General features: G+C 72.8%; 22 protein-coding genes. 13 read left to right on the top strand and 9 right to left on the bottom strand.

What is annotated here, in order from left to right:
- Positions 1-126: 126 nt before the first annotated feature.
- The 6 genes from BM064_RS00645 to BM064_RS00620 all read left to right on the top strand — a co-directional run bounded on the left by BM064_RS00645 (position 127) and on the right by BM064_RS00620 (position 7,290).
- Positions 127-1,086 (top strand): ABC transporter permease, encoded by a 960-nt coding sequence (locus tag BM064_RS00645; RefSeq protein WP_092856783.1) that lies wholly within the window; start codon positions 127-129, stop codon positions 1,084-1,086.
- Positions 1,083-1,907, top strand: a complete 825-nt coding sequence (locus BM064_RS00640) for an ABC transporter permease (protein WP_092856780.1) — start codon at positions 1,083-1,085, stop codon at positions 1,905-1,907. The genes BM064_RS00645 and BM064_RS00640 overlap by 4 nt, the downstream gene beginning before the upstream one ends.
- A gap of 4 nt (positions 1,908-1,911) precedes the next feature.
- Positions 1,912-3,519 (top strand): ABC transporter ATP-binding protein, encoded by a 1,608-nt coding sequence (locus BM064_RS00635; RefSeq protein ID WP_092856777.1) that lies wholly within the window; start codon positions 1,912-1,914, stop codon positions 3,517-3,519.
- A 12-nt stretch (positions 3,520-3,531) separates the two neighbouring features.
- Positions 3,532-4,515, top strand: a complete 984-nt coding sequence (locus tag BM064_RS00630) for an alpha/beta hydrolase (protein WP_245779010.1) — start codon at positions 3,532-3,534, stop codon at positions 4,513-4,515.
- A gap of 94 nt (positions 4,516-4,609) precedes the next feature.
- Positions 4,610-6,178, top strand: a complete 1,569-nt coding sequence (locus BM064_RS00625) for an ABC transporter substrate-binding protein (RefSeq protein ID WP_092856774.1) — start codon at positions 4,610-4,612, stop codon at positions 6,176-6,178.
- 77 nt (positions 6,179-6,255) lie between these two features.
- Positions 6,256-7,290 carry a GlxA family transcriptional regulator gene (locus BM064_RS00620; RefSeq protein WP_218160905.1) on the top strand — a complete coding sequence of 345 codons (1,035 nt, stop codon included), beginning with the start codon at positions 6,256-6,258 and terminating at the stop codon, positions 7,288-7,290.
- Between the two features lie 148 nt (positions 7,291-7,438).
- On the opposite strand, the gene BM064_RS00615 is transcribed toward BM064_RS00620, so the two are convergent.
- The 7 genes from BM064_RS00615 to BM064_RS00585 all read right to left on the bottom strand — a co-directional run bounded on the left by BM064_RS00615 (position 7,439) and on the right by BM064_RS00585 (position 14,370).
- Entirely contained in the window at positions 7,439-7,921 is a 483-nt protein-coding gene (locus BM064_RS00615) for a GNAT family N-acetyltransferase (protein ID WP_092856771.1), read from the bottom strand.
- Positions 7,918-8,844 carry a 3,5-dioxohexanoate:acetyl-CoA acetone transferase gene (kce, locus tag BM064_RS00610; protein ID WP_092856768.1) on the bottom strand — a complete coding sequence of 309 codons (927 nt, stop codon included), beginning with the start codon at positions 8,842-8,844 and terminating at the stop codon, positions 7,918-7,920. Before kce ends, BM064_RS00615 begins: the two co-directional genes overlap by 4 nt.
- Positions 8,845-8,977: 133 nt before the next feature.
- Positions 8,978-10,312 carry an aminotransferase family protein gene (locus BM064_RS00605; RefSeq protein ID WP_092856765.1) on the bottom strand — a complete coding sequence of 445 codons (1,335 nt, stop codon included), beginning with the start codon at positions 10,310-10,312 and terminating at the stop codon, positions 8,978-8,980.
- A gap of 1 nt (position 10,313) precedes the next feature.
- Entirely contained in the window at positions 10,314-11,390 is a 1,077-nt protein-coding gene (locus BM064_RS00600) for an ABC transporter ATP-binding protein (RefSeq protein WP_092856762.1), read from the bottom strand.
- Positions 11,391-11,491: 101 nt separating this feature from the next.
- Positions 11,492-12,628, bottom strand: coding sequence for an extracellular solute-binding protein (locus tag BM064_RS00595; RefSeq protein ID WP_092857620.1), 1,137 nt, complete (start codon positions 12,626-12,628; stop codon positions 11,492-11,494).
- Positions 12,629-12,700: 72 nt separating this feature from the next.
- Complete coding sequence (locus BM064_RS00590; RefSeq protein ID WP_092856759.1) at positions 12,701-13,501, bottom strand: ABC transporter permease; 801 nt, start codon at positions 13,499-13,501, stop codon at positions 12,701-12,703.
- On the bottom strand, positions 13,501-14,370 hold the full coding sequence (locus tag BM064_RS00585; protein WP_092856756.1) for an ABC transporter permease: 870 nt from the start codon (positions 14,368-14,370) through the stop codon (positions 13,501-13,503). Before BM064_RS00585 ends, BM064_RS00590 begins: the two co-directional genes overlap by 1 nt.
- 97 nt (positions 14,371-14,467) lie before the next feature.
- Between BM064_RS00585 and BM064_RS00580 the strand changes: the two genes are divergently transcribed.
- The 6 genes from BM064_RS00580 to BM064_RS00555 all read left to right on the top strand — a co-directional run bounded on the left by BM064_RS00580 (position 14,468) and on the right by BM064_RS00555 (position 22,309).
- On the top strand, positions 14,468-15,478 hold the full coding sequence (locus BM064_RS00580) for a LysR family transcriptional regulator (RefSeq protein WP_092856753.1): 1,011 nt from the start codon (positions 14,468-14,470) through the stop codon (positions 15,476-15,478).
- Positions 15,479-15,610: 132 nt separating this feature from the next.
- On the top strand, positions 15,611-16,891 hold the full coding sequence (locus tag BM064_RS00575) for an aminotransferase class III-fold pyridoxal phosphate-dependent enzyme (RefSeq protein WP_092856750.1): 1,281 nt from the start codon (positions 15,611-15,613) through the stop codon (positions 16,889-16,891).
- A gap of 63 nt (positions 16,892-16,954) precedes the next feature.
- On the top strand, positions 16,955-18,361 hold the full coding sequence (locus BM064_RS00570; protein ID WP_092856747.1) for an amidase: 1,407 nt from the start codon (positions 16,955-16,957) through the stop codon (positions 18,359-18,361).
- A 17-nt stretch (positions 18,362-18,378) separates the two neighbouring features.
- Positions 18,379-19,140, top strand: a complete 762-nt coding sequence (locus tag BM064_RS00565) for an SDR family NAD(P)-dependent oxidoreductase (protein ID WP_092856744.1) — start codon at positions 18,379-18,381, stop codon at positions 19,138-19,140.
- 2 nt (positions 19,141-19,142) lie between these two features.
- Positions 19,143-20,879 (top strand): NAD(P)/FAD-dependent oxidoreductase, encoded by a 1,737-nt coding sequence (locus BM064_RS00560; RefSeq protein ID WP_092856740.1) that lies wholly within the window; start codon positions 19,143-19,145, stop codon positions 20,877-20,879.
- A 62-nt stretch (positions 20,880-20,941) separates the two neighbouring features.
- Complete coding sequence (locus BM064_RS00555) at positions 20,942-22,309, top strand: AcvB/VirJ family lysyl-phosphatidylglycerol hydrolase (protein WP_092856737.1); 1,368 nt, start codon at positions 20,942-20,944, stop codon at positions 22,307-22,309.
- Here the strand turns inward: BM064_RS00555 and BM064_RS00550 are convergent.
- On the bottom strand, positions 22,306-22,920 hold the full coding sequence (locus BM064_RS00550; protein WP_092856734.1) for an exopolysaccharide biosynthesis protein: 615 nt from the start codon (positions 22,918-22,920) through the stop codon (positions 22,306-22,308). The two genes, BM064_RS00555 and BM064_RS00550, sit on opposite strands and share 4 nt — an antisense overlap.
- A gap of 387 nt (positions 22,921-23,307) precedes the next feature.
- Entirely contained in the window at positions 23,308-24,741 is a 1,434-nt protein-coding gene (locus BM064_RS00545) for an amidohydrolase family protein (protein ID WP_092856732.1), read from the bottom strand.
- Between the two features lie 224 nt (positions 24,742-24,965).
- Between BM064_RS00545 and BM064_RS00540 the strand changes: the two genes are divergently transcribed.
- Complete coding sequence (locus BM064_RS00540) at positions 24,966-25,916, top strand: Gfo/Idh/MocA family protein (protein ID WP_092856729.1); 951 nt, start codon at positions 24,966-24,968, stop codon at positions 25,914-25,916.
- Positions 25,917-26,191: the final 275 nt, after the last annotated feature.

Raw genomic sequence — 26,191 nt, 5'->3', positions numbered from 1 at the left:
CCGCTCCCGCGCCGGCGCATCCGCACCCGGAGCGACCCTCGACGCCGACCAAGGAGAGACCCCGCCCATGCCCGCCGCCATCCTCCCGCGTCCGCCCCTCCAGGCCCCCGCCCCGGAGCCCCGGTCATGAGCGGCGGCCTGGCGCGCATGATCGCGGTTCGGATCGGGCTGGGCGCGCTGACGCTGCTGCTGATCTCGGGGCTGATCTTCGGGGCGATGGGCCTGCTGCCCGGCGACGTGGCCGAGGCGATCCTGGGCCAGAACCGCACGCCCGAGACGGTGGCCGCCCTGCGCACGCAGCTCGGCCTCGATCAGCCGGCGTGGAGCCGGTATCTCGACTGGATCGGCGGGATGCTGACCGGGGACTTCGGAAAATCCCTGGCCTCGGGCCGCCCGGTGGCGGACCTGATCGGGGGGCGGCTGGTGAACACCCTGTCGCTGGCGGCCTATGCGGCGCTGATCTCGGTGCCGCTGTCGATCGCGCTGGGGATCCTGGCGGCGCTTTACCGAGGGCGCCTAGCGGATCGCGGCATCTCCATCGGGGCGCTGACGGCGATCTCGATGCCCGACTTCTTCGTGGCCTACGTGATGATCTTCCTGTTCGCGGTGACCTGGGGCCTGCTGCCCTCGCTGGCCGCGGTGACGCCGGATGCGGGCCTCGGAGAATGGCTCTACCGCGCCACCCTGCCCGCGCTGGCGCTGACGCTGGCGACCTCGGCGCACATGCTGCGGATGACGCGGGCGTCCATCGTGAACGTGCTGGCGTCTCCTTACGTCGAGATGGCGAAGCTGAAGGGGCTGACGCCGTCGCGCGTGGTGGTCCGGCACGCCCTGCCCAACGCGCTGGCGCCGATCATCAACGTGGTGGCCGTCAACCTCGCCTTCCTGATCGTGGGCGTCGTGGTGGTCGAGACGGTGTTCGTCTACCCCGGGCTGGGCCAGCTTCTGGTGGACTCGGTCGCCGCGCGCGACGTGCCGGTGGTGCAGGCGGCCTGCCTGATCTTCGCGGCCGCCTATGTCTCGCTGAACCTCCTCGCCGACATCCTGGCGATCCTGACCAACCCCCGCCTGAGGACCGCCCGATGACCCGGCTCGCCGTGCTCCGCAGCGCGCCGCCGACGGCCTGGTTCGGCCTGCTGGTGCTGACCGTCGTGGCGCTGCTCGCCCTCTTCGCCCCCTTCGCCGCGCCTTATGGCGAGCGCGAGGTCGTCGCCGGCCCGTTCGAGGTCTGGTCCGAGAGCCACTGGCTGGGCACCGACAACCTCGGCCGCGACATGCTCAGCCGCCTGATCTGGGGCGCGCGCAACACCATCGGCATGGCGCTGCTGACCACGATGATCGCCTTCGTCGTGGGCGCCGCGACCGGCCTGCTGGCCGGCACCGTGGGCGGATGGGCGGACCGGCTGCTGGCCTGGATCGTGGACGTGATCATGGCCATGCCCTCGCTGATCCTGGCCTTGCTGCTGATCTCGATCTTCGGCGCCTCGACCGCGATGCTGATCGGCATCATCGCCGCCATCGAGGCGACGCGCGTGTTCCGCCTGTCCCGCGCGGTCGCGATGAACATCACCGTCATGGAATACCTCGACGCCGCCCGGCTGCGGGGCGAGTCCCTGCCCTCGATCCTGTGGCGCGAGGTGCTGCCCAACGCCTCCGCGCCGCTGGTGGCCGAGTTCGGGCTGCGCTTCTGCTTCGTGTTCCTGTTCGTCTCGTCGCTGTCGTTCCTGGGGCTGGGGATCCAGCCGCCGACGGCCGACTGGGGGTCGATGGTGCGCGACAACGCCACCCTGATCACCTACGGCGACGTCACCCCCCTGCTGCCGGCCGCGGCCATCGCGCTGGTCACCGTCTCGGTGAACCTGGTGGTGGACTGGGTGCTGCACCGCTCCTCCGGGCTGAAGGATTGAGACGATGAGCGAGACGCTTCTCGAGATCCGCGGCCTGACCATCACCGCGCGGTCGGGGGGAAAGACCTCGACCCTGGTGGAGGACGCGAGCCTGACCCTGAACCGAGGCGAGGTGCTGGGCCTGATCGGCGAATCCGGCGCCGGCAAGTCGACGCTGGGCCTCGCCGCCATGGGGTTCGCGAGGGATGGCTGCCGGCTGGCCAGGGGCTCGGTCGTCTTCGACGGCCAGGACCTGGTGAAGATGCCCGAGCGCCGGCGGCGGCGCCTGCGCGGCGCCCGGGTCGCCTACGTGGCCCAGTCGGCCGCGGCCAGCTTCAACCCCGCCCGCACCCTGCTGGAGCAGACCATCGAGGCCCCGCTCCGCCACGGCCTGATGACCCGCGCCGAGGCCGAGCGCGAGGCCATCGCCCTCTACACCCGCCTGCGCCTGCCGGACCCCGAGACGATCGGGCGCCGCTATCCCCACCAGGTCTCCGGCGGCCAGCTGCAGCGGGCGATGACCGCGATGGCGATGATCACCCGCCCCGACCTGATCGTCTTCGACGAGCCGACGACGGCGCTCGACGTCACCACCCAGGTCGAGGTCCTGGCCGCGATCCGCGACGCGGTGGCCGAACTGGACACCGCCGCCATCTACATCACCCACGACCTCGCCGTCGTGGCCCAGATGGCCGACCGCATCATGGTCATGCGCCACGGGAAGGTCGTCGAGGAGGGCGAGACCGCCGCCCTTATGTCCAACCCCCAGGCCGACTACACGAAATCCCTGTGGTCGGTCCGCGAGTTCCGCGCGCAGACCAAGCCGCCGTCCAGCGCCGCCCCCCATGTCGAGGCGCGCGGCATCGTCGCCACCTATGGCGACGCGCCGGTGCTGCACGGCGTGGACCTCTCGATCCAGCCCGGCCGCACGCTGGCGGTGATCGGGGAGAGCGGCAGCGGAAAATCCACCCTCGCCCGGGTGATCTCCGGCCTGCTGCCCGCGCGCGAGGGCGAGTGCCGGATGCATGGCGAGGCGCTGCCCCCCTCCTACCGCCAGCGCTCGCGCGAGGATCTGCGGCGGGTGCAGATGATCTTCCAGATGGCCGACACCGCGCTGAACCCCAAGATCAAGGTCCGCGACGCGCTGGGCCGCGCGCTGACCCGCCTGATGGGCCTGCGCGGCCGCGCCCGCGAGGAGCGCCTGCATCAGCTGATGCGCGAGATCGACATGGACCCCGCCATCCACCTCGACCGCTATCCCGGAGAGCTCTCGGGCGGCCAGAAGCAGCGCATCGCCATCGCCCGGGCGCTGGCCGCGGAACCCGAGTTCCTGATCTGCGACGAGGTCACCTCGGCCCTCGACCAGGTGGTGGCCGAGGAGATCCTGCGCCTGCTCGACCGCCTGCAGCGGGAGCGGGGGCTGACGATGATGTTCATCACCCATGACATCGCGACGGTGCGGGCGCTCGCCGACGACGTGGTGGTGATGAAGGACGGGCATGTCGTCGCCGCAGGGCAAAAGGACGACGTCCTGGATCGCCCGACGGATCCTTACGTCCGCACCCTGATGGAATCGGCGCCCGAGATGGACCCGGCCTGGCTCGACCGCCTGCTGGCCTCCCGCGCCGCCTGAGGAGTTTTTCGAATGGCCCACTCGCACCCGATGCCGACCGACCCCGAAGTGGTCGAATTCATCGAGCAGACCCTGTCGTGGTATCCCGCCGACGCCTACGCCATGTCGCTCGAGGAGAACCGCCGCCTCTACGACGCCATGGCCGAGGCCTTCCGCGCCCCCCGCCCCGAGGGCGTGGTTGCAGAGGATTTCGAGTTCACAGCTGTCAACCCGTCGCGCGCGATCAAGTGCCGGCGCTACCTCCCTGAAGGCGTGGACCGCGAGGGCCCCATGGTCCTCTACGCCCACGGCGGCGGCTTCGTGCTGGGGGGCCTCGAGAGCCACGACGACGCCTGCGCCGGCATCGCCGAGCTCACCGGGCTGGAGGTGGTCGCCGTCGACTACCGCCTGGCGCCCGAGCACCAGCACCCCGCCCAGGGCGACGACTTCGAGGCGGCGTTCGAGCATGTGGCCGCCTCCGGCCGCAAGGTGATCGTCGCGGGCGACAGCGCCGGGGGCAACCTGGTGGGCGCGCTGGTCCTGCGCCGCCGCGCCTCCGGCGGCCCGGTCCCGGCGGGCCAGGTGCTGATCTACCCCGGGCTGGGGGGCGACCGCAGCAAGGGCTCCTACATCGAGATGGCCGACGCGCCGCTGCTGAAGGCCAAGGAGGGCGAGACCTATGCCGGCATCCGCACCGGCGGGACCCTGACCGAGGCCCAGCGCAACGATCCCGACATGGGTCCGCTGCGCGCCGCGGACCTGTCGGGCCTGCCCCCGGCCTTTGTGGTCACCGCCCATATCGACCCGATCCGCGACGACGGCGCCGAGTGGGCCCGCCGCCTGGCCGAGGCCGGCGTCCCCGCCGAATGGCGCGACGAGCCGGAGCTGGTCCACGGCTACCTGCGCGCCCGCCACATGTCCAAGCGCACCGCCGCCAGCTTCGCCGCGATCTGCGAGGCCATCACCCGCATGGCCGAGGGCCGCTTCGCCCCCGCCCCCGCCCCCGCCGAGACCTGAACGCCGGCAGGGCGCGCCGCGCGCCCCGCCCCATGAGCCCGGCGCGGCGCGCCCTGCGCGCCCGCCCCATGAGACAGAACAGAGAGGTGAGACCATGTCCCGACTGATCCTTCCCCGGCAGGGCTTCCAGCCCAGCCGCCGCGCCGTCCTCGCCGGCGGCGCCGCCGTCTTCGCGATGGCCGCAGCCCCCCGCGCCCGCGCGCAGGAGCCCAAGAAGGGCGGCGAGTTCCGCCTGGTCGCCTCGGGCAACACCTCGGACAGCCACGATCCGGCGACCTGGGGCACGTCGGGGATCATCAACATCGGCCTGTGGGGCGCGGTCTACAACAACCTCACCGAGGTGCATCCCTCGGGCGAGGTCATCGGCGAACTGGCCGAGAGCTTCGAGCCATCGGCCGACGCCAGGACCTGGACCTTCCGCCTGCGCGACGGGATCACGTTCCACGGCGGCCAGACGCTGGAGGCCGCCGACGTCGCCGCCTCGATCAACCATCACCGGGGCGAGAATTCGACCTCCTCGGCCAAGGGCATCGTGGCGCCCATCGCCGACATCCGCGTGCCGGACGCGAAGACGGTCGTGTTCGAGCTCAACCAAGGCAACGCCGACTTCCCCTTCATCCTGACCGACTACCACCTGGTGATCGGCAAGGCCGTCGAGGGCGCCATCGACTGGGAGACCCCCAACGGCACCGGCGGCTACACCTTCGTCAGCCACAATCCCGGCGTGCGCATGGTGCTGGAGCGCAACGCCGACTACTGGAAGGACGGCCGCGCCCATTTCGACCGGGTCGAGCTGATCTCGATCCGCGACCCCGCCGCCCGCATGAACGCGCTGGTGACGGGCGAGGTGGACGCGATCTCCTCGGTGGACATCAAGTCGATGTCGCTGCTCGCCCGCGCCCCCGAGATCGAGGTGATGGAAACCCCGGGCACCCAGCACTACACCTTCCCGATGTGGTGCGATCAGGCCCCGTTCGACGACGTCAACGTGCGCCAGGCGCTGAAGCTGGGTCTCGACCGCGAGGCGATGCTGCAGACGATCCTGCAGGGCCACGGCTCGGTCGGGCGCGACAGCCCGATCACCCCGGCGAACCGCTTCTTCGACCCGGAGCTGGCGGTCCCGACCTACGACCCCGAGCAGGCCAGGGCCCTGCTGAAGAAGGCCGGGCATGACCGGCTGGCGGTGGACCTCTCGGCCGCCGACGCGGCCTTCGCCGGCGCGGTGGACGCGGCGACCCTGTTCCAGGAGAGCGGCTCGGCCGCGGGCATCGACCTCAACGTGATCCGCGAGCCGGACGACGGCTACTGGTCGAACGTGTGGCTCAAGAAGCCGTTCTGCGCCTGCTACTGGGCCGGGCGTCCGACCGAGGACTGGATGTTCTCGCAGGTCTACGCCTCGGACAGCCAGTGGAACGACGCGCACTGGAAGAACGAGCGCTTCGACAGCCTGCTGCTGGAGGCGCGCGCCGAGCTCGACCAGGACAAGCGCGCCGAGATGTATGGCGAGATGCAGCGCATCGTGGCGACGGACGGCGGCACGATCATCCCGCTCTACGCCAACTACGTCGACGCCCGGAACAGCCGGATCGCGACGGGCGAGCAGGTGTCGACCGCCAATGCGCTCGACGGCTGGAAGTGCATCGAGCGGTGGTGGGTCGCCTGACCCGGGGCCCCGGCCCCCTGCCCCCGTCGGCGGCGTATGCGCCCGCCGACGGGCCGGCGCCTGGGGCGGCCCGGCCCGTGCCCGGCGCCGGCACGCGCCACAGCGCGCCCTATGCGCCGGCCGGCGGGCCCGGCCCGGGCGACCGACCGCCGGGCGAGACCGAGCGGATCGGCTTCCTGCTGATCCCCCAGTTCTCGATGATGGCCTTCATGTCGGCGACCGAGCCGCTGCGCGTCGCCAACCGCCTCGCCGGCGCGCCGCTCTATGCGTGGAGCGTGGTGTCGCCGGACGGGGAGGCGGTGGTCTCCTCCTCCGGCCTCACGGTGATGGCCGAGGGGCCGCTGGAGGCGGCGAAGGACCTGCCGATGCTCTTCGTCGTGGCGGGGTTCGAGCCGGACGCCCATGCCGCCCCGCCGCTGCTGGCGGGGCTGCGCCGGATGGCGCGGCGGGGCGCTTCGATGGGCGCGCTCGACACCGGCGCCTGGCTGCTGGCCCGCGCCGGCCTGCTGGACGACGCCCGCGTGACCCTGCACTGGGAGGCCGCGCCGGCCTTCCGCGAGACCTTTCCGGACATCGAGGTCAGCGAGGACCTCTATGAGCTCGACGGCCGCCGGATCACCTGCGCGGGCGGCACGGCGGCGATGGACATGATGCTGGACATGATCGCCGCCCGCCACGGCCAGGACCTGGCGGTGGCGGTCGCGCGCCAGTTCATCCAGGACGGGATGCGGGCCCGCTCGGTGCGCCAGAAGGGCCGGTTCCCTGCGATGCGCGGCCGCCCCGACCGCCGCCTGACCGCGGCGCTGGAGCTGATGCAGCGCGAGCTGGACCGGGCTCTCTCGCCCGCCGAGATCGCCCAGGCCGCCAATCTCTCCGTCCGCCAGCTGGAGCGGCTGTTCCGCGACCGGCTGGGGGAATCCCCCGCCGCCGCCCACCTGCGCCTGCGCCTCGAGCGGGCGCGCGAGCTGCTGCGCCAGACCGACCTGCGCGTGCTGGAGGTGGCGACGGCGACCGGCTTCGCCTCGGGCGCCTCCTTCGCGCGGGCCTATCGCTCGGCCTTCGGCGAGGCGCCGCGCAACGACCGGCGCGAACCCGACCTGCCCCGCGCCTGAGCGCCCGCCGCCCGGCGCCCCAGGCTCGACCCGGGGGCCTTTCGCCGCAGGGTGCAGGCGCACCGTTCGGAAAGCCGCCCCCCGCCCGCCCCATGAGGCGCCCCGGGCTTGACCCGGGGCCTCTCGCGGCCGGCCCCCAGCGCTGCCTTCAGGCCTGCGCGGCGACCAGGGCCGCGCAGGCGTCCCGCTCCAGCACCATCTCGGCCTCGCCGGTGGACTGCTCGAAGCCGAGCCGGTCGTAGAAGCGCCGCGCGTTGGGATTGTCGTCGTAGACGTGCAGCTTGAGGTAGGACGCGCCCCAGCACGCGGCCGCGTCGCGCAGCGCCGCCGCCAGCAGACGGGGCCCGAGTCCCTGCCCGCGCGCCTGTTCCGAGGCCCAGAGGTCCGACACGAAGATCCCCGCGGCGCCGCGGATGGTCGAAAAGATCGGCGAGTAGAACACCGCGCCGAGGAAGGCGCCCTTGCCCACCCCGGCCACCTGCGCGCGGCAGATCGGGGCGGGGCCGTGCAGGGCGCGGGAGAGGTCGGCCTCGGTCGCGGCGAAGGGGTCGCCCATGGTCTCGGCCAGGCTCTTCAGGGCCACGGCCAGGCGGGGGACGTCCTGGGGCTCGGCCAGGCGGATGGCGGTCATATCGCGGTCTCCTCGGCGCCCTTCAGGCCCAGCAGGGCGCGGGCCTCGGCGGGGGTGGCGACCTCGCGGCCCAGCTCCTCGACGATGCGGCGGATCCTGGCGACCTGCTCGGCGTTGGAGGTCGCGAGCTGGCCGCGCGATATCATGAGACTGTCCTCGAGGCCCACCCGCACGTGCCCGCCCATCGCCGCGGCCATGGTGGCGAAGGGCATCTGGTGACGCCCCGCCGCCAGCACCGAGAACGTGTAGTCCGCGCCGAACAGCTTGTCCGCCATGCGCTTCATGTGGAGGAGGTTCTCGGGGTCCGCGCCGGCGCCGCCCAGCACGCCGAAGACGAACTGGACGAAGAGCGGCGCCCGGACCACGCCCCGATCCATGAAATGGCGCAGCATGTGGAGGTGGCCGACGTCGTAGCACTCGAACTCGAACCGGGCGCCGCGCTCCTCCCCCATCTCGCGAAGGACGCGGGCGATGTCGCGCGGGGTGTTCTTGAAGATCAGGTCGTCGCTGTTCTCGAGGAAGGGCTGTTCCCAATCGTGGAGCCAGGTCTCGATGCGCTCGGCCGCCGGGTAGAGGGCGAAGTTCATCGAGCCCATGTTGAGGCTGCACATCTCCGGCGAGGCGTCCTTCGGGGCGGCCAGCCGCTGGTCCAGGGTCATGGTCGCGCTGCCGCCGGTGGTGAGGTTCAGCACCGCGTCCGTCTGCTGGCGGATGAGCGGCAGGAACGCGCGGAAATGGGCGGGATCGGCGGAGGGGCGGCCCGTCTGCGGGTCCCGCGCGTGCAGGTGGAGGATCGAGGCGCCGGCCTCGGCCGCGGCCACCGACTGCTCGACGATCTGCTCGGGCGTGACCGGCAGGTGCGGCGACATCGAGGGCGTGTGGATCGAGCCGGTGACGGCGCAGGTGATCAGGATCTTGGACATGGTGGGACCGTTTGCGGCTTCTTGTGGGGGCCTGGGGCCGGGCGCGCCCCGGACTTGATCCGGGGCCTCTTGCGGCCGGCCGCGAGAGGCCCCGGATCAAGTCCGGGGCGCCCGTGGGGCGGGCGGAGGCGCCTCAGCCGCGGAGCGCGGGGGCGAGGTCTTCGGCCAGCGCGGTCAGCGAGGCGTCGAGGCCCTCGACGATCTCGTCGAGATGGGCGGGCTCCAGGATCAGGGGCGGACAGACGAGGATGTGGTCGCCCTCGGTCCCGTCGCGGGTGCGGCGGGAGTAGACGATCAGGCCGCGCTCGTAGGCGAGGTCGACCAGGCGCTGGTGGGCGTTGAGATGCGCAGGCAGGGGGGCCTTGGTCACGCGGTCGGCCATCAGCTCGAAAGCCGTCAGTAGGCCCTTGCCGCGGACGTCGCCGATCAGCTCGTGCTTCTGCATCAGGCCGTGGAGGCGGGCCATCAGCGCCTCGCCCATGGTCTGCGCGTTGGTGCAGAGGTCCTGGCGGGCGAGTTCATCCAGCACGCCCAGGCCCGCGGCGCAGGCCAGCGGGTTGCCGGCGTAGGTGAACCCGTGGGCGAAGCCGCCGGCGTCGAGGACGGGGTCCACCAGCTTCTCGTCCACGATCATCGCGCCCAGCGGCGCGTAGCCGGCGCCGAGGCCCTTGGACATGACCACGATGTCGGGGCGGGTTCCCCAGTGCTCGCAGCCCAGGAAGCGGCCGGTGCGGCCGGCGCCGGTCATCACCTCGTCCAGGATCAGGAGGACGCCGTGGCGGGTGCAGATTTCTCGCACGCGCTCCATGTATCCTGCGGGCGGGACCAGGGCGCCGGTGGAGGCGCCGCCGACGGGCTCGACGATGAAGGCGGCGACGGTCTCGGGGCCCTCGGCCTCGATCGCGGCGTCGAGCATGTCGGCGTAGTGGCGGCCGGTTTCGGGGTCCGCGGGGTCGAGGCCGTCGAGGTAGGCGCGCGGGGCCGGGACCTTGGGCATCGCCTGCATCATCGGCTCGAAGGGTTTCGTCAGGGGCGTGTAGGAGGTGACCGCGAGGGCGCCGAGGGTGCAGCCGTGGTAGGAGGGGGCGCGGGAGAAGATCTTCCAGCGCTCGGGCTGGCCGGTGGCGAGCGCGTGTTGGCGGGCGAGCTTCATGGCGCTCTCGACCGCTTCGGAGCCGCCGGAGACGAAGAAGACCTTCGAGAGGCCCTCGGGCATCAGGGCCGAGAGGCGGGCGGCGAGGGTCTCGGAGGCCTCGGTCTCGAAGTGGAGGCGGTAGCCGAAGGTGGCCTTCTCCATCTGGCGCTGCATGGCGGCCAGGACGTTGGGGTTGGAGTGGCCGATGTTGCAGACCATCGCGCCCGAGGAGCCGTCGAGGTAGCGCCGGCCGTCCTTGTCCCAGATGTAGACGCCGCGGGCCTGCTCCAGCACCGGCTTGCGGCCGCGGCCCTGGTAGAAGAGGTGGCTCATCTCAGGCTCCCCGAAGGGCCGCGCAGTCGCGGGGGCGGAAGGCGGCGAGGACCGCCTCGCCCTCGGCGAAGGGACGCTCGTCGATCATGTTGATCGCCTGCATCTGACGCTCGCCGAGGCGGATGAAATAGCGGACGGTCTGGCCCTGGTAGTCCACCGTCTCGACGGTGGCGGGGGCGGAGATCATGCCCGTCGGGACGGCGCCCTGCGGCATCAGCTGCAGCTTCTCCGCCCGCAGGACCAGCTTGGCGGGGCCGGAGACGACGCCCGGAGCGCGGGCGGCGGCGACCTCGACGGGGCCGAAGACGGGGGCGTCGAGGGTGGCGCCCTGGGCGGAGGCCTGCGTGCAGGGCGCGTCGAAGATGTTGGAGGCGCCGAGGAAGTTCGCCACGAACTCGGAAGCCGGGGCGTTGTAGACCTCCTCGGGGGTGCCGACCTGCTCGACGTGGCCGGCGCTCATCACCACGATCTTGTCGGACATGGCCAGCGCCTCGGACTGGTCGTGGGTGACGAAGACGGTGGTCACGCCGATGCGGTCCTGGATGCGCTTGAGCTCCACGCGCATGTCCTCGCGCAGGTTGGCGTCCAGCGCCGAGAGCGGCTCGTCGAGCAGCAGCACGTCGGGGTTGATGACGATGGCGCGGGCGAGCGCGATGCGCTGCTGCTGGCCCCCGGAGAGGGCCTTGGGGTGGCGGTCGCCGACGTGGGGGAGCTGGACCAGTTCCAGCGCGTCCTTCACGCGGCGGGCGATCTCGTCGCGGGAAACCTTGCGGTATTTCAGGCCGAAGGCGACGTTCTCGGCGACCGTCTTGTGGGGGAAGAGGGCGTAGTTCTGGAAGACGATGCCGAGGTTGCGCTTGTGGATCGGGGTGTCGTTCATCCGCTTGCCGCCGATCAGGATCTCGCCCTCGGTCGGGTCCAGCAGGCCCGCGATCATCCGCAGGTTCGTGGTCTTGCCGCAGCCCGAGGGACCGAGCAGCGTCACGAACGCGCCGTCGGGGATCTCGAGCGTGGTCTTGTGGACGGCGGTGAAGTCGCCGAAGCGCTTCACGATGTCCTTGAGGATGACGGAACTCATGGGGCGCGGGTCTCCGGCGCGGCGGGGACGGGAGAGGTGCGCCCGCCCGCCCCGCGTCTGGGGCGCGGGCCGGACGGGCGCGACTGAGGCCGTGAGCCGCCTCAGTACCCTTTCTGGACGCGGCCGAAGGTCTTCGACCAGTCGGCCTCGTGGCCGTTCCAGTAGGCGGGGTCGGCGAAGGTCAGACCCTCGAGCGTGCCGGAGGGGTCGAAGGCCGGCAGGGTGGGGATCTTGTCGCCCAGCTCGACCTTCTGGGGGTCGAGCGCGGGCGGGTAGTTCTGGCCCTCGGCCACCGCGATGGCGGTCTCCGGCGCCAGCATGAAGTTCAGGAGCTCCTCGCAGGCCTCCATGGGCGAGCCCTTGAGGACGAACATGCACTCCTGCCAGCCGTAGCCGTTGGGGGGGTCGTAGTAGCCGATGTCGTGGCCCTGCTCCTGCAGGGCGTAGATGCGGCCGGACCAGCCCTCGGTGACGTGGATCTCCTCCTCGGCGAGCAGCGACATCAGCTCGGCGCCGGAGGTCCAGTACTTGAGCGCCAGGTCCCGGTGGGCGCGGATGGCGTCCCAGCAGGCGTCCTCGTCGGTCACGCCGTTGGGGTCCTGGTCGGTCTGCAGCGCCGCGTACCACATCCGGGTGCGCCAGTCGGACCAGCCGCCGATCTTGTCCTTGTGGGCCTCGTCGATGAGGATCTTCGCGCCCTTCTCCTTCATCTCCTCGTCGGAGATGTGCTTGCGGTTGTAGGCGAGGCCGGTGGTTCCGTAGTCGTAGGGCACGCAGGAGAGGCTGCCGTCGGAGACCTTGCGGAACACCTCCACCAGCTTGGGGATCACGTATTCCAGGTTGGGGATGTTGGCCTCGTTGAGCTCAGAGGTCAGGCCCAGCCCGTGATAGCGCGCGTAGTCGAAGACGCCCGAGAGGTGGGCGATGTTGTATTCGCCGGGCTGGGAAGCCTTCACGCGGCTGAGGTATTCGTCGCCGCCGCCGAAGGTGCCGTCCACGACGGTGATCCCGGTTTCGGCGGTGAAGGGATCGAAGGCGTTGGCGCGCAGGGCCTCGGAGACCACCCCGCCCCAGCCGTCGAAGCGCACCTCGGAGACCGACTGCGCCAGGGCGCGGTAGGGGGTCACCAGGCCATAGGCGGCGCCGGCGGCGCCCAGCAGGCCCATGAACTTGCGGCGGTCGAGGTCGCCGTTCAGCACACGCTCTCGCGCGCGCTCGTAGCGGGTGGTGGCGTCCATCTTGCGGGTCATGTCGGTCTCCTTGTCGGGATGGGGGCGGCCGGGCGTCTGGCGGCCCGGTCCATAGGGGTCTCAGCCGCCGGATCGGGCGGCGAGGCGGCGGGCGACGGCGGCGCCGATCAGCGGCAGGCCGACGGTCATCACGATCATCACCGTGCCCAGCGCGTTGATCTCGGGGGAGATCGAGTTGCGCAGCATGGCGAAGATCTGGGTGGGCACGGTCTCGACGCCCCCGGGCTTCCAGAACAGCGTCCCGGTGATGTCGTCGAAGCTGATGGTGAAGGCGAAGAGCGCGCCGGCCGCCACCGCAGGCGCCATCAGCGGCAGGGTGACCGCGAAGAAGGTCTGGATGGGGGAGGCGCCGAGGCTTTGCGCCGCCTCCTCCAGCTCCGGCTTGATGGCGATCAGGCGGGCCTGGACCACCAGCACCACGAAAGGCAGCGTGAAGATCACATGGCCGAAGAGGAGGAGCGCGAAGCTCTTGTGCAGGCCCAGGAAGTTGAGGAACAGGAGCAGGGCCACGGCCAGCACCACCTCGGGCACGAGGATGGGCGCGATCAGGAAGGTCGAGATCGTGTTGGCGCCGGGGACGCGGTAGCGGACCAGGGCGAGGCTCGCCAGCACGCCCAGCGTCGTGGAGATGACCGCGGTCAGCAGGCCCAGCACGATCGAGGTGCGGAAGGCGCGCAGGATCGCCTCGTTCTCGGCCAGCTCCACGAACCAGCGGAAGGAGAAGCCGGTCATCGGGAAGGCGCCGAACTGGGAGGCGTTGAAGCTCAGCAGCACCACCACCGCCACCGGCAGGAACATGAAGACGTAGACCAGCACGGCCCAGGTCGAGACGGCCGCCCAGCCGAGGGAGAACCTGCCCATCAGCCGAGCCCCTTCATCAGCTGGGCCATGCCCAGGTAGCGGTTGTAGATCGCGACCAGCAGCCCCAGCACCGCCAGCAGCATCAGGCTGAGCGCCGAGCCGAGCGGCCAGTTCAGCTGGGTGATGATCGCCTCGAACACGAGGTTCGCGAACATCGCGTCCGTCGGGCCGCCCAGCACCAGCGGCGTGATGTAGGTCCCCGCCCCCAGCACGAAGCACAGCAGCCCCCCGGCCGCGAGCCCCGGCAGCGAGAGCGGCAGCGTCACCTCCAGGAACGACTGCCAGCGGGTCGCGCCGAGCGAGGTCGCCGCGTCCTCGAGGTTGGTGTCGATGCCTTCCAGCGAGACGTAGATGTTGAGGATCATGAAGGGCAGCAGGAAGTGCACCAGCCCCAGGATCACCGTCGTCTCGTTGTAGAGCATGTTGATCGGCTCGGAGATCACGCCCAGCGCCATGAGCGCCGAGTTGATCGCCCCGGAGACGCCCAGGATGTTGATCCAGCTCATCGTGCGGATGATGTAGCTGATCCAGAACGGCAGCATCAGCAGCAGCAGCAGGATCATCTTGTTGCCCCGCGAGCGCGCGATGAAATACGCCGCCGGATAGCCCGCCAGCGCGCAGACGACGGTGGTGATCGCGGCGATGCGCAGGGTCGAGATCAGGATGTCGCGGTAGAAGGCGTCGGTCAGCGCCTCGGCCCAGTTGTCGAGGTGGAAGCCCGCCACGTCCGCGCCCGTCGCCGTGCGCAGCCAGAAGCTGTAGACCACGATGAAGATCAGCGGCACGAACAGCAGCAGACCCACGGCCGTCAGGGCCGGGGAGAGCAGGATCCAGGGCTGGCGCGCCTCGCGGGCCTCGACGGACGACATGGGCGATGTCCCACCTTTTCGCTGATGCGAAAAGGATGGCGGCGCCGCGCGACATAGATCAAATAGATATCGAGAATTGTGACTAGAGGCACCGTCTATGGCTCGCGCCGTCCCCACCCCCCGCGCCGAACCCGAGCGCATCGCGCGCGAGCTCGACTGGAACCTGCTGCGCACCTTCGTGGTGCTGGCCGAAAGCCCCTCGATCACCGAGGGCGCCCAGCGGCTGCGGCTGAAGCAGCCCTCGGTCTCGGCGGCGCTGAAACGGCTGGAGGAGCGGATCGGGCGCAAGCTGATCGACCGCTCGCCGGGGCGCTATGCGCTGACGGACGCGGGGCGGCTGCTGTATCGCGAGGCGCTGGAGATCAACGGCTCGGTCCTGCGGCTCTCGACCCTGATGCGCGAGCTGACCGACGAGGTGCAGGGGCATGTGAAGATCAGCGTGGCGAGCCACGTGGTCTGCCCGCTGTTCGACCGGGCGCTGGCCGCGTTCCATGCCGACCACCCCCACGCCACGGTCTCGATCGACGTGCTGTCGAGCGCCGACGCCATCGCCGAGGTGATGGCCAAGCGCTCCAGCTTCGCGGTCTGCCTGGTGCGCGACCACAACCCGCGGCTGGAGTACCGTCGCCTGTATCGCGAGTTCTTCGGCCTGTTCTGCGGCCCGCCCCATGCGCTGTTCGGGCGCCGCGACCTGCAGATGTCGGACATGGCCGGCCACCGCTCGGTCAGCTTCGAGACGGACCGGCTGCAGGACGTGCTGCGGCCCGTCACGCTGATGCGGGCCGAGGCGGAGCTGGGCCAGAAGATCACCGGGCTGTCCTCGCATCTCGAGGAGGTGCGCCGGATGATCGTGGCGGGGCTCGGCGTCGGCCCCCTGCCCGTGCATGTGGCCGAGCGGGACGTGCGCGACGGGCTCTTGTGGCAGGTGCCGCCCTACGCCGGCCTGCCCGCCATCGACGTGCACGTGGTCTGGAACGAGCATGCGGTGAAGAACCGGGCGGAGGAGCTGCTGCTGGCCCGCCTCCTCGAGGCCATCGAGACCACGCCCATCGAGGCGCGCACCTATGCCGGTTCGGGCGCCGATCCGGGCGGCGCCCCGGGGGCCTGAGCGGTGGCCTGAGCGGTGGCCTGAGCAGGGGCCTGAGCGGGGGCGCTGCGCCTGCGCGCGGCGAAAAAGCGCTCGCCGGGCCGCGGCATCGGGCCTAGCGTGCCGCGCAGGAGACCGGCCGAGGGGAGCGACATGACGAGCGGACAGGCGGACAGGGCGCTTCGGGCGCGGGCCGCGAAGGCGATCCCCGGCGGCATGTACGGGCACATGGCGACCACGCTGGCCCCGCCGAGCGCGTCCCAGTTCTACGCCCGCGCCGAGGGCTGCCGCCTGTGGGACGTGGACGGGCGCGAATACGTCGACCTGCTCTCGGCCTTCGGACCCAACCTGCTGGGCTATGGCGAGCCGCGGGTGCTGGCCGCGGCCCGCGCGCAGATGGAGGTCTGCGACACCGCCTCCGGCCCCTCGGCGCTGATGGTGGAGCTGGCCGAGACGATGGTGGCGCGCATCGCGGACGCCGAATGGGCGATGTTCTGCAAGAACGGCTCGGACGCGACCGGCATGGCGGTGATGATCGCGCGCGCCTGCACCGGCCGCCGGGTGATCCTGACCGCGCGCAATTCCTACCACGGCGCCCAGCCCTGGTGCACGCCCCGCCCCGTGGGCGTGCTGCCCGAGGAGCGCGCCCATATCGCCCATTTCGACTACAACGACCTCGCCGGCCTCGAGGCGGCGGTGGAGGCGGCGGGCGAGGACCTGGCCGCCATCCTCCTCACCCCCCATCGCCACGAGACCTTCGAGGACCAGCTCGACGTCGACGCGGCCTTCGCGCGGAAGGTGCGCGAGCTCGCCGACCGCGCCGGCGCGCTGGTGATGCTCGACGAGGTGCGCACCGGCTTCCGCCTGGCCGCCGGCGGCGCGTGGGAGGGGCTGGGCGTGGCCCCCGACCTGACCTGCTGGGGCAAGGTGCTGGGCAACGGCCAGCCGATCTCGGCCGTGACGGGGGCGGAGAAGGTCCGCGCAGCGGCGGCTTCGGTGTTCGTCACCGGCTCGTTCTGGTTCTCCGCCGCGCCGATGGCCGCGGCGCTGGAGGTGATGGCGCAGGTGGCCGAGGGCGGCTACCTCGACCGCCTGCAGACCGCCGCCCGCCGCCTGCGCGAGGGGCTGGCCGAGCAGGCCGCCCGCCACGACTTCGGCTTCGTGCAGAGCGGACCTGCGGCCATGCCCCTCTTCCGCTTCGAGGAGGACGCGGACCTGCGCCGCATCTACCGCTTCTGCGACGTGGCGATCGAGAACGGGGCGCTGCTGAGCCCCTACCACAACATGTTCGCGAACGCCGCGATGACCCCCGCCGACGTCGACCGCGTGCTGGAAGCGACCGAGGCCGCCTTCCGCGACCTGCGCGCGCGCAACGCCGACCTGCCCCCCGTCCCCGCCCCGGTGGCCGCGCGCCTCGCCGCCATGGGCCGCTGATCCCCCGCCCTGACCTCCCCGTCCTGATCTCCCCGTCCTGATCCCCCCGCCGAGGAAACCGCCATGTCCCTGACCGACGACGCGTTCGGCTACGCCTCCGCGCGCGAGCTGCACGGCCTCTACGCGGCGGGCGAGGCCGCGCCTTCCGAGGCGGTCGCCGCCGTGCTGCGCCGGATCGAGGCGCTGGATCCGGGACTGAACGCCTTCTCCTCGGTGATGGCGGAGGAGGCGATGGCGGCGGCTCGCGCCTCCGACGCCCGCTTCGCCGCGGGCGAGGCGCGGCCGCTGGAGGGCGTGCCGGTCACCATCAAGGATTTCTACGACGTCGCGGGCCAGCCGACCGAGACCGGGTCCTGGGCGGTGCGCAAGGGGCCGGCGGCGGCGGACAACCCGGTGACGGCGCGGCTGCGCGCGGCCGGGGCGGTGATCGTCGGCAAGACCACCATGTCGGAATTCGCCTGGTCGGGGATCAGCCGCAACCCGGTCAACGGGATCACCCACAATCCCTGGGGGCATGGGCTGAACGCGGGCGCCTCTTCGGCCGGCGCGGGCGTGGCCGCGGCGGCGGGGTTCGGGCCGCTGCATCTGGGCTCGGACGGGGCGGGCTCGATCCGGATGCCGGCGCATTTCTGCGGCGTGTTCGGGCTGAAGCCGACCTACGGGCGGGTGCCGCATGTGCCCGTCTCGAACACCGACTACGCGGCCTACATCGGGCCGATGACCCGCACGGTCGCCGATGGGGCGGCGATGCTGAAGGTCATGGCCGGGCCCCACCCCCTCGACCACACCAGCGCCGAGGCGCCGCCCGCCGATTATCCCGCCCTGCTCGACCGCCCGCTGCGGGGCCGGCGCATCGCCTTCTCCCCCGACCTCGGCCATGCCCGCGTCGACCCGGAGGTGGCGCAGGTCGTGGCCCGCGCCGTGAAGTCGCTGGAGGATCTGGGCGCGCAGGTCGAGGAGATCTCGCCCCCCTGGGGGCCGCTGGGCCCCGACCTCGGCCGCTTCTACTGGACGGCCTTCCTCGGCCGCCGCGCCGCCCTGCTGGAGGAGTATGAGGCGCGCATGGGCGCGGACCTCGTCGCCTGCATCCGGGAGGGGGCGCATTACTCCGCCACCGACTACCTCGACTGGCGCGAGCGCAAGTTCGCCTACGTGGCGCAGATCGCGCAGACCCTTCAGGCCTACGACCTCCTGGTCACCCCTGCCGCCTCGGTCGCGGCCTTCCCGGTGGAGCTTGTGCAGCCCGAGCATTGGCACGCGCACGCCTGGGACTGGCTCGCCTGGGCGCAGTTCTCCTACCCGTTCAACATGTCGGGCGATCCGGCCTGCTCCGTGCCCTGCGGCGTCACCCCCGCGGGCCTGCCGGTGGGGCTGCAGATCGTCGCCCGGCGCTTCGACGACCTCGGCGTGCTGCAGGCCGCCCATGCCTTCGAGCAGGCGCGCGGGCCCTTCGCGCGCCCGCCCCTGTGACCCCTGGAGGAGCCGCGATGCCCCGCGCCTACGCCCCCGCCGACGCCGCCCCCGTCCTGGTCACCGGCGGAACCCATGGAATCGGCGCCGCCTGCGTGCGCCTGCTGGCCGACGAGGGCTTTCCCGTCCTGTTCTGCGGCCGCGACGCCGAGGCGGGCGCGGCGCTCGCCGCCGAGATCCCCGGCGCCACCTATTTCGAGGCCGACCTCGGCTCCGCCGCCGGCATCCACGCCGCCGCGGACCGGGCGCTGGCGCTGTCGGGCGGGCGGCTCTCGGGGCTGGTGAACAACGCGGGCGTGGGGGTGCGGGCCGACTTCGCGAAGACCGACGACGCGCTCTACGACCGGGTGATGGACCTGAACCTGCGCGCGCCGACGATGCTGACGGCGCGGCTGCTGGGGGCGCTTGCGGGCGGCTCGGTGGTGATGATCGCCTCGGTGGCGGGCAAGGCGGGGGAGCGGGGGCTGGCGCTCTACACCGCCTCCAAGGCCGCGCTGATCGGGCTGACCAGGAGCCTGGCGCTGGAGATCGGGCCGGAGGTGCGCATCAACGCCGTCTGCCCCGGCCAGATCGAAACCCGGATGATGGGGCGCACCCTGTCGCTCCCCGGGCGGCGGGAGCTGCTGACGGCCCGCATCCCGATGGCCCGCCTTGGCCTCGCCGAGGACGTGGCCGAGGCGGTGGCCTGGCTGATCTCTCCGCGCTCGGGCTACGTGACGGGCGACGTGGTGACGGTGGACGGCGGCGAGACCGCCGGCCTGATGGTCTCGGAGGACTGAGCATGTCGATCGAGACCTGGGCCCGCAGCCTGACCGAGGCCGTCTGCGCCCGCGATCCCTCCGCCGTCGAGGCGCTGTTCCAGCCGGGCGGCTTCTGGCGCGACTTCGTGGCCGCCGGCGGCACGCTGCAGACGATCGAGGGCGCCCCGGCCATCGCCGCTTTCGCCTGCTCGGCCGGCGCCGACGCCGGTCTGAAGGTGACGGCCGAGGCGCCGCCCCTCCTCCCCGGCGCCGACCCCGCGCAGGAAGGCTTCGTGGCCTTCGAGACCGCGCTGGGCCACGGGCGGGGCTACGTGCGGCTGCAGGACGGCCGCTGCCGCACGCTGATGCTGACGCTGGAGGGGTTCCACGACCACCCCGAGCCGCTGCGCGCCCGCCGGCCCTCGGGGCTGGTGGAGGACGCGCAGGGCCGCAACTGGAAGGAGCGGCTGGCGGCGAAGGGCGAACAGTATGGACAGGGCGAAGACCCCTACGTCCTGATCGTCGGCGGCGGTCAGGCGGGGCTGGCGCTCGCCGCGCGGCTGGAGATGCTGGGGGTTCCGTATCTGGTCGTCGACCGTCATCCGCGGGTCGGGGACCAGTGGCGCTCGCGCTACAAGGCGCTGACCCTGCATGACCCGGTCTGGTACGACCACATGCCCTACATGCCCTTCCCCGACTTCTGGCCGGTGTTCACCCCCAAGGACAAGATGGGCGACTGGCTCGCCGCCTATTCCCACGCGATGGAGCTGGTCGTCTGGACGGGGACCGAGTGTCTGGGCGCCGCGCGCGAGGGCGACGGCTGGACCGTGACGCTGAAGCGGGGGGACGAGACCGTGACCCTCTCGCCCAAGCACCTGGTGATGGCGGTGGGCAACGCCGGCTTCCCGAAGGTTCCGCAGTTCGAGGGGCGGGAGGCGTTCGGGGGCGTGCAGCTCCACTCCTCCGAGTTCGCCTCGGGCGAGGGGATGGAGGGCCGGCGCGTGGTGATCGTGGGGGCCAACAACTCCGCCCATGACATCGCCGCGGACCTCGCCGCGCATGGCGCGAAGCCTGTGATGATCCAGCGCTCGTCCACGATGATCGTGCAGCAGACGACGGTGATCGGCCCGATGCTCGGGCCGCTGTTCTCGCAGGAGGCGGTGGAGCGGGGGGTCACGACGGAGCGGGCGGACCTGATGCTCGCCGCCTCCCCCTTCCGGGTGCAGGAGGAGAACGCGCGGCGCCTCTGGGCGAAGGTGCGCGAGGACGAGGCGGGGTTCTACGACGCGCTCGAGGCCGCGGGCTTCGCGCTGGACTTCGGCGAGGACGGCACGGGGATGCTGAAGTATCCCCGCACCGCCTCGGGCTACTACTTCGACGTGGGCGCCTGCGCGATGGTGATCGACGGACGCATCGGGCTGCGCTCTGGCAAGGGCGTGGCGCGGCTGCGGGCGGAGGGGGTGGAGCTCGACGACGGCGAGGTCCTGCCCGCCGAGATGATCGTCTACGCCACCGGCTTCGGCGCCATGGAGGAATGGGTCGCCCGCCTGATCGACCCCGAGACCGCCGCGCGCGTGGGGCGCTGCTGGGGCTACGGCTCGGGCGTGCGCGGCGATCCGGGGCCCTGGGAGGGGGAGCTTCGCAACATGTGGAAGCCCACGCCCGAGCCGGGGCTGTGGTTCATGGGCGGCAATCTCGCCCAGTCGCGCTTCTACTCGCGCCTGCTGGGCCTGCAGCTGAAGGCCCGCCACGCGGGGCTGGCGCTGGGGCCGGCCTGAGGGGCGGCGCAGGCCGGCCTTAACCGGCTGGCCACCCTCCGCCGCCTATTGCCGGGGGCGAGATGGCCCCGAGGATCCGCATATCGCCGGCGGCGGCGGCGCCGGTCGGCCTCGCGCTGCTGCTGGCGGCGCTGGCCGGCCTCGTGCTGCTGCTGGCCGCGCTGGCCGCCGGGCGCGCGTCGCCGGAGGGGGCGGCCCCCGCCGCCCTGCATCTGCCGGCGGAAGCCGCGCGCTCGGTCGTGGTGATGATCTCGGGGGCCGAGGGCTGGACCCCGGGGCTGGAGGCGCGGGCGGCGCGGCTCGCGCGCGGGCGGGCGCTGGTGGTGGGGCTGGACCTGCGCCGCCTGCCCCGCGACTGCGCCGAGGCCGGACGCGCGGCGACGGCGCTGGTCCGCGCGGCGACGGCGCGGGCGGGGGTCGGCGCGATCCCGCCGACGCTGGTCGGCCGGGAGGAAGGCGCGGGCCTGGCGCTGGCGATGGCCGCGGCGGCGCCGGACGCGGTCAAGGGCCTCGCCACCGACCGCCTCGCCCCCGCGCCGGGCTGCCCGGAGGCGGCGGAGGCGGCGACGGCCGGCCGGCTCGCCAAGGCCCCGGTGCGCTGGTTCGACCTGACGGACGCGGCCGGACGCTCGCCCCTGCCCCCGCTGCCCGGCGTCGCCGCCGTCGCGCCGGACGGGGAGCGGATCCGGCCCCGGCGCGGGACGCCGGACGCGGGGCCGGCGGCGGTCTCGGTCGGCTTCCTCGAGACGGCGTGGGCCGTCTCGGGCGCCGACGTCGCCTTCCGCGAAGGCGCGGCGGGGGAGCCGATGCCGGTGGTCCTGCACCCCGTCCCCCCGGGCGCGGCGGAGCGCGGGGTCTTCGCGATCTTCCTCTCGGGCGACGGCGGCTGGGCGGCCTTCGACGCCCAGGTCGCCGACCAGCTGGCGGCGCAGGGCGTGCCGGTGGCCGGCGTCTCGCTGCTGCGCTGGCTGTGGCGGGAGAAGCGGCCCGAGGCGATGGCGCGCGAGCTCGCCGGCCTGATCGCCCGGCGCAGCGCCGCGTGGGGGGAGCGGCCGGTGCTGGTGATCGGCTTCTCGATGGGCGCCAACGTCGCCCCCTTCGCCCTGCGCCGGCTGCCCGCGGCGGCGCAGGCGCGGCTCGCGGGTCTCGTGCTGCTGGCGCCGGAGCGGCGCACGGGGTTCGAGATCTCGCCCGCCGGCTGGCTGGGCGGCGCCACCGGGGCGGCCGACGTCGCCGCCGAGATCGCGGCGCTGCCCCCCGCGCTGCCGGTGCTGTGCGTGCGGGGCGCGGAGGAGGAGAGCTCGGCCTGCGACCCGCCCCTGCCCGGGGCCGCGACCCTGGCGCTCCCGGGCGGGCACCACCTGGGCAAGGCCCACGACCGGGTGGCGGAGGCGATCCTGGAGCTGCTGGGCGCGGCGCCCGGCGGCTAGAGGAGGATCGAGGCCTCGAAGACGATCATCGCCACCACGCCGATGGTGATCGCGATGGAGATCGCGCCGGCGACGAAGCCCGCGAGCAGGACCACGCCGTCCTCCTCGATCAGGCCCAGGGCGCAGATCAGGATCGAGATCGCGGGACCCCAGGCGGACAGCGGGATCGGCAGGAACAGCGCCACCGAGATCAGCAGCAGCATCAGCCCCAGCAGGCGCTCGCGTCCCGGGGCGAAGGGGGCGGGGAAGCGGGGCTTGAGCACCCTCTCGACCGGCCGCATCACCGGGCGCAGGCGGTGGATGCTGCGCCGGAAGGCCTCGCGTCCCACCTCGATCGCCATCACCCGCCGCGGCAGGGTCACGCTGCGCCGTCCGCGCACGAGCTGCAGCGAGAGCAGGATCAGCGGGATCGCGGTGACCAGCGTGGCGCCGATGGGCAGCGGCAGCATGTTGACGATGGCGAACAGCAGGAAGGTCCAGCCGAAGGAGCGCTCGCCCAGCGCGGCGAGGATCTCGCCGACGGTGATCTTGTCGGCTCCGCGCCGCGAGTTCGCCGCCCGCAAGAGCGATAGGGCCAGCGATCGTTTGCCGAGCCCGCCCGTCGCCTGCATGATCCGCCCCTGTCCTTCTCGCCGTCGCCGGAGGGAGCCGTCTCCCGCCGGACCGCTCAGATGGGGGCGGCGGCGACCGGGACGGATGCGACCCGACGTCTCCCGCCCACCGGGCGCCGCGCCCGTTGCGCAAGGCGTGTGCGCCGAACCGGCCCCGGGAGCAAGCCCTGTCGCGCAATAGGCGGGCCGGAGGCGGCCCGAACGCCCCCCCCGGCGCCGCCCCCGCGGCCCCGCCGCGGAGGCGGCGAGGGCGCGCCCCGAGGGCGGGCGCGCCGCGCCCGGCCGGGGCGCAGAGGGGGGCGATGCCTGCGCCCCGATCGCCGGCGAGGAGGCGCCGGGGGGGGGGGCCGCGAGGGGCCGGCGGAGGGACGCGGCGCCCCCGTCTCGTCAGAACGGCAGGCTGCGCGGGACGATCTGCTCGGCGGTGCGGCCGAGGTGGTCGCGGTCGGGGACGCCCGCCATCATCCGCACCTGCGCCTCCTCCAGCCGCGCGCAGGCGGAGGCGGCGTCGAGGGTCAGGACCTGCCCGTCGGCCACCACCTGGCGGCCGTCCACGAAGACGTCGCGCACCGCCCGGTCGGCGGCGTGGAACACCAGGCTGCGCAGCGGGTCGTGCACCGGGCGCATCCACGGATTCGCAAGGTCCACCAGCACCACGTCCGCCTTCATCCCCGGCGCCAGCCGCCCGATGTCGTCGCGCATCAGCGCCGTCGCCCCCCCCACCGTCGCCGCGTGGAACACCTGGTCGAGCGAGGTCGCCTCGACGTCGCGCCCGGCGATGCGCGCGAAGGTGGAGACCTTGCGCATCTCCTCGATCATGTTGTGGGGGCTGCAGTCGGTGCCGATGCCCATGGTGACGCCCGCGCGCACGTAGTCGCCGAAGTTCTCCATCAGGTGCGAATAGCGCGAGAACGGCGTCGGGCAGTGCGCCACCGCCGTGCCGCTGTCGGCGAGGATGCCCAGGTCCTCGTCCGTGCACCAGCGGATCCAGGAGTGGCGGTCGAGGAACATCGCGTGCCCCAGGATCGTGCCCGGCGCCAGCACGCCGAGGTCGTTGGCCCACTGGATCGGGGTTCGGCCGTGACGGCGCAGCATCTCCTGCACCTCCCACACGCCCTGGGCGGCGTGGAACGTGTAGGGGACCTTGCGCTCGCAGGCCGCGTCGAAGGCGTCGCGCAGCAGCTCGCCCGTGCAGTTCTCGATCTGGGAGGGGGAGACCACGCCCGTCAGCCGGCCCGAGGGCTCGTGCGCCAGCCCGTCGATGAAGGCCAGCGCCGCGTCGAGCCCGTCGCGCCCGCCCTGCTCGTTCCAGGCGAAGTCGAGCCGGTGGTCCACCTCCAGCTTCCAGGTCCCCGAGCCGAAGCTGGGGGCGAGGAAGCCGCGCAGGCCGCTCTGCACGAACAGCTCGGTCCAGCGCGGGAACAAGGCGCCGATGTCGCACAGCGTGGTGACGCCCGAGAGGAGCAGCTCGCAGGCCGCGGCCTCGAACCCGGCCTCCATGTCCTCGTGGGTGAAGCCGCCGAAGGCCTGCATCCTCTCGTAGAGGCCGGTCATGTAGTGGTGGCGCACGCCGTGCTCCTCGCGCAGGCCGCGCTGGACGGGCTGGCTCTGGGGATGGGCGTGGATGTCGACGAGGCCGGGCATGACCATCAGCCCGGCGCCGTCGATCACCGTCTCGGCCTCGCCCTCGAAGTCCGGGCCGACGTGGACGATGCGGTCGTCCGTGAAGGCGAGGTCGACGTCGCGGGCGTAGACTTGGCGGGCGCGGGCGGGATCCCAGACGACGGCCCAGGCGGCGTTGCGGACGAGGGTGGTCGGCATGGGCGTCTCCGGGTGGCGCGCGCCGGGCGGCCGGGGGCCGGGGCGGGCGTCGGTCGTGGGGGGATCCCGCGCGGGGGCGTCGGGAATACGGTTGCATCGGGAACGATAGGGCCGCCCGCGCCGCCCCGGCAAGCGCCGCCGTCCGCAGGCGGCGCGGCGGCGGGCTGGACCTCGTGCGGGCGGCGCGGCATTCAGGGGGCGCAACGACAGGGAGAGGCTTCGCGATGGGCGAGACGTGGAAGGTCGGCGTGATCGGCCTGGGGATCATGGGTCGGCGGATGATCGAGCACATGGGCCGCCATCCGGCCTTCGAGGCGGTCGCGGCCTGGGATCCCTCGGCCGAGGCCTGCGCCCAGGCGGCGCGGCTGGCGCCCGGGACGATCGTCGGCTCGGCCGAGGCGGCGATCGAGGCGGCGGACGTGGTCTACCTCGCCTGCCCTCCCGCCCCGCGCAAGGCCTACGCGCTGGCCGCCGCGGCGCAGGGCAAGGCGGTGTTCCTGGAGAAGCCCTTCGGCGTCGACGTGGCCGAGAGCCGGGACCTCGCCGCGCGGCTGGCCGCGGCGGGGACGCCCGCGGCGGTGAACTTCACCCAGGCCGCCGGCGCGGCGCTGGCGGCGGTGCTCGGGGACGAGGGGCGCGGCGAGGATCGCGGCGTCGACATCGTGGTCACTTATCCGCACTGGCCCCGCGCCTGGCAGATCGAGGCCGACTGGCTGCGCTTCGCGGCCGAGGGCGGCTACGTGCGCGAGGTGATCTCGCATTTCCTGTTCTTCTCGGGCCGGGTGCTGGGACCGCTGTCGCTGGTCTGGGCGAAGCCCGCCTATCCGGCCGATCCGGCGCTGTGCGAGACGCATATCGCCGCCCGGCTGGAGAACGCCGCCGGCGTGCCGGTGTCGGTCTTCGGCTCGGTCGGCGGCGTGCAGCCGGACCGGCAGGAGGTGACGGTCACGGGGTCGAAGCGGAGCTGGCGGATCTCGGACTTCTACCGCACCGCGGTCTCCGACGGCGGCGCCTTCGAGCCGGTGGGCGAGGAGCCCGCCGATCCCCGCGCCGAGAGCCTGCGCGCGCAGCTCGACCATCTCGACCGGATGATGCGCGGCGAGCCGCACCGGCTGGCCACCGTCGAGGAGGCGCTGGCGGTGCAGGAGCTGGTCGAGGCGATGCTGGCCCGCTGAACCGGCCCGCCGGGGCGCAGCGGCGCGCCGCGCCCCAAGGGCGCCCCGGGCCTGACCCGGGGCCTCTGCCCGACGCCCGCCCTCGAGCCGGACCCGGGGGCGCCGCGAGACGCCCGCATCGGGCGCCGTCCGCAACCGTTGCGCAGGAGGCCCCGGGTCAGGCCCGGGGCCCCGCCCCCGCCTGCCGTTGCGTCGCCGGCATCTCGACGCAGGCCGGGGGCCTTCCGTTCGCGCATGGTCCGGACCATTATCGCCCCTTCTTTCCTTCCGGCGAC

The sequence above is a fragment of the Albimonas pacifica genome, from assembly GCF_900113695.1.
GTDB classification, from domain to species: Bacteria; Pseudomonadota; Alphaproteobacteria; order Rhodobacterales; family Rhodobacteraceae; genus Albimonas; species Albimonas pacifica.
Note: the sequence above shows the minus strand (reverse complement) of the source record. Positions and strands in the feature narration are given on the sequence as shown.